The organism is Dolichospermum lemmermannii CS-548 (genome assembly GCF_028330815.1).
In the GTDB taxonomy this organism is placed as follows: domain Bacteria; phylum Cyanobacteriota; class Cyanobacteriia; order Cyanobacteriales; family Nostocaceae; genus Dolichospermum; species Dolichospermum lemmermannii.
Genome location: NZ_JAQMTJ010000088.1, coordinates 1 through 5,788 on the forward strand (window position 1 = coordinate 1; position 5,788 = coordinate 5,788).

The following is a 5,788-nucleotide window of genomic DNA, read 5'->3' on the forward strand; positions in this document are numbered from 1 at the left end:
CCTAATAGTAAATACATTTCAAAAAATTAATTTTTTGAGAAATTTTTGGTGTGGGCTTTAATTCTCAATAACCAATACTTATTGACAGAACTGTTACTGTTACGTACTTTTAGACTTTTTATTTACATCGAACTCAGGTGCAAATAGGCTTAAAGTGGTATTTGTGGTATTTCCTGCTGCATCTTGTACCCTGATTTCTAATTCTCTTGCACCAGGGGAGGGAAGTTGTACACTACTACTAAATTGAGTCCCTGTAACGGTGGCTTGTGTTAACAGTTGATTGGTGTTTTTATCGTAGAAAAAGACTTTTAAGCCAGTTTCGCCTAATTCTCCACTAATAGTTGGGGTGGTGGTGTTAATGCGGGTTTGTCCCGATGTAGTTAAGAATTGTAAAGATGATGATTGCAACCCTGCACTGTTGGGGGATATTCCCGCAACAACAACATTACTGGGTGCTACGGGTGCGGTAGTATCCATCACCCAGGTTTCTGACTGTGTACCTGTTCCCGCGTTACCAGATAAATCTTGAATACCGCTACCGTTGACGGTGAGGGTGTAATTTCCATCTGTTGTGGTTAATCCTGATAAACCATTAATCCGGTATGTTGTGTCATTAACGGCAGAGATAGTGACAGTATTGTTAATTAAATTTGTGCCACCATTCCGGGTGAGGGTGATATCTTGCCAATTAAAGGTGCTAAGGTCAATTTTTTCTGAGAAGGTGACATTGAGATTAGAAACCGGTTGATTACGCGGATCAATTAAGAGATCAATAATATCGGTGACAATGGGGGGAGTAGTATCAGAGTTACCTGTTGCGGCTTTGATCCAAGTTTCCGTTAGTGAACCTGTGCCTAATTTCCCTGATGTATCTTCTATACCACTAGCATTAACAGTTAGGGTGTAATTTCCATCATTATTGGTGAGGTTGTTTAATCCTGTAATTTGATAACGGGTGGGAGATAGGGGCAGAATAGTAACAGTGGAGTTCATCAAATTGCTGCCACCATTGACGGTTAAACTTAAATCGTTGTAATCAAAGCTATTGGTTTTAATTGCTTCCGAAAAGTCAACGGAAATGGCATTAATAGCAGTGGCGCGAGGATCTGGACTAACATCAATAATATCGGTGACGGTGGGACCACCAGGGGTATAGGTAACGGTGTAGGTGGTGTTCCCAGCGCTGGTATTATCAAGGAAATGCAGGATATTTTCGTATTTTGGTCTTCCTGTACCGGGGAAAGTTCTGTCAGTTGTCCAAATATTCTTTAAGTTGATTTCTGTATTATCTGCACGCTGAATTTTAACGATATCGAATTGACTGTTACTGGGTTCTGCTAACCGGAGATAAGTCCAACCATTTTCCACGGTGGCGGAAATTTGTACGGTTAAATCATTGAGGGTTGCGGGGCTATCAATTGTTGCATTTTTAACGGCTTTAACTGGAGCAGTTCCACCCGAACTGAAATAGATAATATCGGGAGTAAATTGGGCATCAAAGGTTTCATTAACGAGGAAGTCATTGAGGTTATCAGGATTAGCATGATTAACCTTGACGCTGTGGATTAATTCATGGATTTTGACTTCTTTAATCAGGGAAAGTTCGGCTTTACCTAAGCTATTGATATGTTCAAAGGTAGCTTTGTAGTCAATGAATTTACCCTGTAGGGTAGATTTGAGTAACCATTCGGCAACAGCAGTTCCACCTGCTGCAATGTTACCAAAGTTAACGGTAAGGGATGGACTTGCGCCTTGTCCATTTACTTCTGAGCCGATAATTTGGAAGTCGATGAGTAATCCTTTTTCGTTTTCGATGATTTTGGGTTGACCAGAGGTGATTTTGAGGTTTTTGGCTTCTCCTTTGCCTTGGTTTTTAATTAATACGGCTAATTCGTAGGGAACGGAGGTTTCGATTTGATCGGTGAAGGGGTCATCCGCAAAGACATCCCGTTGATGGAAGTAGTCTAAATAAAGTTCGGCTTGGGGATAGACGGTAATGGGGGTGGAAAGTAGGGGGACAGTTACAGTTGAGCCGTTTTCAAGGTAGGACAGACTACCGCTAATGGTGTATTGGGTGGGAATTTCAGGGGCGGCAAGGTTGGTGGGGATAAATGTCCATTGGGCTGAACCGATGCCTTCGTTTTGAGGGGTGTTGGGATCGTCGCCTATGAGGATGCCTGTGCCGTCAACAGAGGTGATGTTGTTGAGGATGGGGGAGGTGATACCAAAGAGGTCGTTAACGATATTGCCGTTTGCGTCTTTGATTTGTAGGGTAACGGAGAGGTTTTCTAGTTTGGTGCTGTTGCCGTTGCTGATTTCTAGGTTGCCAAGGAAGGCTGCACGAGTCATTACTGCTTCTTGGTCAATTTTGATGGTGACTTTGGCGCAGACGCTATCCTCTTGACTTTGTTGAAATGTAATTTCGCTGGAACTGGTGCTTGTGTTATCGCAACAAGGAGGATTGTCGTTTTTAATAGATCCTGAGACATTAGCAATTTTCTCTTTTGGAGGGTATAGGCTTAGAACATCCCATATACCTGAACCACCGGGATGAGAATTATAAATAAGTGAGCCATTAAGAAAAACACCATAAGCAGGAAATCCATCATGATCTCCTTGAAGACTCCATTGCCACTCATTTCTAAGTCTAGTCAATGTTAAAGTGTAATCATAATCTGCCGTTGGCGCGCCGGCAACAAGTGGGTTTCCAACAGCAGCATGGAGTTTAACTGTAATAGTCGAGCCATTGCCACTAACACTCTCACTCATATCAGAATCTGATGCTTTATCTGTTCCAATCAACTTTCCATCTCTGTCGTATCCGGTACTTTGATTAACGCCATGTTGTGATGTGAAAGTTGGAGATTTACAGCCATCAGTAGTCAGTACAACTTTAGACCACATTCGTGTACGAGTATTATCTTTAACAAAACCTCGTGCTTCTCCATCACCGCCAAATTCATAGTATTGGCTTCCACCAATAGGTATTCCCGTATATCCGGGATTTTTTAATTTATCAAAAGGGATAAATGCGTTTATCTCAATATTAAAAGTATCTAAATCTTTTTCGCAGCAAGGTGTTTTCGGTGCATAAACAATAGGGACTGAGCTGTAAATACTAGCACCACCACCGCCGCCACCGCCACCGCCGATACCACCGCCACCGCCGATACCACCGCCACCGCCGATACCACCGCCACAATTGCCTTCTACATTATTAAAGGCAATAGCTGCGGATTTTTGGACATCATTTCCCCCACAAGGATAAGACCAACCAAGAGAACCAGAAATTGAACAGGGAACTGAAGGTGTAGCTAGACTTGAAAGTTCTCCTGCACTATTTGGTAAAGCATCAAAATCGGCGATTCTTGTTATTCTGACAGGAATACTTAAAGAACTTTTAGCCGCTAAAACATCAACATCATTAATCAGAGGTTCAATTTTATAAAAAGGATGACTACCAAAATTTAACTTAACATCATTCGCGGCAATCAACCCATGATTAGTCACATTCATGTTAATTTGTGTGACTTGACCAATAACTTGTAAATCCTTTAAATCAATTAAAGGTGGGTCAATTGTTACAACTGGAATAGGAACATCAGTTTCAAAGGTTGATTGAACGCTAATTGTATATCGGTCCTCAATTTCTGTCGGCGTGACTGTCCATGTATATTTAACTGTTTGTCTTGACAAAAATGCCTGAATATCTTTTGTTTCACCTGCACCAATATAGATATTCTGCTCATAGTAATCATGACTATCTGCATTGATACGCAGTTTATAATAACCCTCTGCTAAATTTGTTTTTGATAAAACACCATCCGCATCAGTTTCCGAAAAGATCACGCTTCCTGTAAACGGATCTAATAAGGTAATTGTTGCATTTCCTAACTTGGGTGAACCTTCTGCAAAGAAGAATAATTCATCCACTACATTAATATTAAGATGCCCTTTCGCTTCCGAAATCGCCCGGAAATTAAACGGTAAACTTAAGGAGGCTTCATCCCCGGAAATAACTACATTTCCGTTATAAACCGTTAACTCTTGCGTCGCAGACGGTTGTAATAATAAAGATACTTTAGTTGATTGACCAGGATTCAAGGAAGGTAGCTTAATCGAAGAAGCCGACTTTAACCAAGACGCATCAGGAAGCAGAATACTTAATTCTCCTGACGCAACCTCACCTTGGTTACTAACCGTAAACTCGACTATCGTTTGACCTCCCCGCAACATAGAAGCTTGTAAACTGCTGGTATCTGCAACTAAACGGGGTAACAGTTGCGCCACATCTACTCGTACTGGTAAATTCGCAGTAACGCCTTCAGTGGTACTTAATCCAAGACCAAAATTGTAATAACTCCATTTATCATCCGGGACATTGATACTGTAATTGACCGTGATTTCTTCATTACCCCCTAAACTCGTTTTTTGTGGGATAACATTGACTGTCCAATCACTGGGCGCACCATTTATACTAGCCGTTAATCCTGATAATGCTATATTACTCAGGTTTTGTAATTTAACTGCACCGTTAAAGGTTGTTCCTTCGGTAATGCGTTGGGATACTTGCGTTAAGAATTGGTCATTTTGTTCAAACCGCATTCCTAATAAAGTAAACTGGTCTTCTGCTACGTTATCTTCGCTGGAATTACCAGGGAAATAAGCGTTAATGTTGTACGTTCCTGCTTCTCCTGCTAAGGGAGTAAATTGACGGACAAAATTACCATTACCATCAGTAAATGCGTCAAATTCTCGAATATTACCTTTATTTTCTACTCTGACTTTGACAAATTCATAAGGAACGGGGGAATTATCACTATTACTTAATGCTCTTCCTCGTAATGTAATAGAACTTCCAGTTAAAGCTGTTTCTGTGTCAGTGTAAACAGTCCCACGATAAGCTGGTGTAATTGTTAAAGGGGTGATAGTAGTATTATTATTTTCACCAATACTTACCCCTTCATTGATTGAATTTCCTGTATCAGTGACACCAATTAAATAATATTGTCCGGGGTTACGAGGTGCATAATAGGTGACAGTCCGATCATAGGATGTTCCAGGTAATAAATTCGCGGGATTTTGTGTACTTCCCAAGCCAAATTCGCCTAATAAGGTATCGGTAGCATCTAATTTATTATCAGTTGATAAATAAACCCGATCTTTCCAACTTCCTGATGCAGATATAATCCCATTATTAGCAATAGTATAGGTAAATTGAGATTGTTTACTGGTGTAGGTGGTTTGACTTCCTTGTAATTGAGTCACCACTAAATCAGGGACATTAATATCTGTGACTTCTAAGCTATCTGTTCCACTATTTAACCCGGTTGCGGAAGCGGTAATATTAACGGTTTGACTACCATCATTAATGCCGTCACTGACTCCCGTAATCGTCAAGGTAGTAGAATTTTGTCCCGCGGGAATAATCACAGTATTAGGAACAGTTGCTTCTGTTGTATCACTAGAATTAAGAGTAACTACTAACTGGCTAGTAATATCAGTATTGCGGGTAATAGTTGCCGTTGCTGTTCCGGTTTCCGAAATAACATCTTTGTCAATAACAATGTTTAAACTAGGACTTTCGTTATCAACGACATTCAAATTAGCCGTAGCATTTCCTGTATCTAAGGTTATATTTGTGCCTGTATAAGTAGGTCGGCGGAAAAGTTTCTAACTATGTAACGAAAAGTTAAGAATGGTTATTTTTGTTAAAATGAATACGTTCTGTACTGTATTGTCCTTTTTCTCCCCTAGCTTTAACCCCATTCATTACGGCATATGCAAG

Annotated in this window: 1 protein-coding gene; it reads right to left on the minus strand. The window is 40.5% G+C overall.

The window, feature by feature from the left end:
• Positions 1-99: 99 nt before the first annotated feature.
• Positions 100-5,604, minus strand: coding sequence for a CARDB domain-containing protein (locus PN450_RS05760; protein WP_271835691.1), 5,505 nt, complete (start codon positions 5,602-5,604; stop codon positions 100-102).
• Positions 5,605-5,788 lie beyond the last annotated feature (184 nt).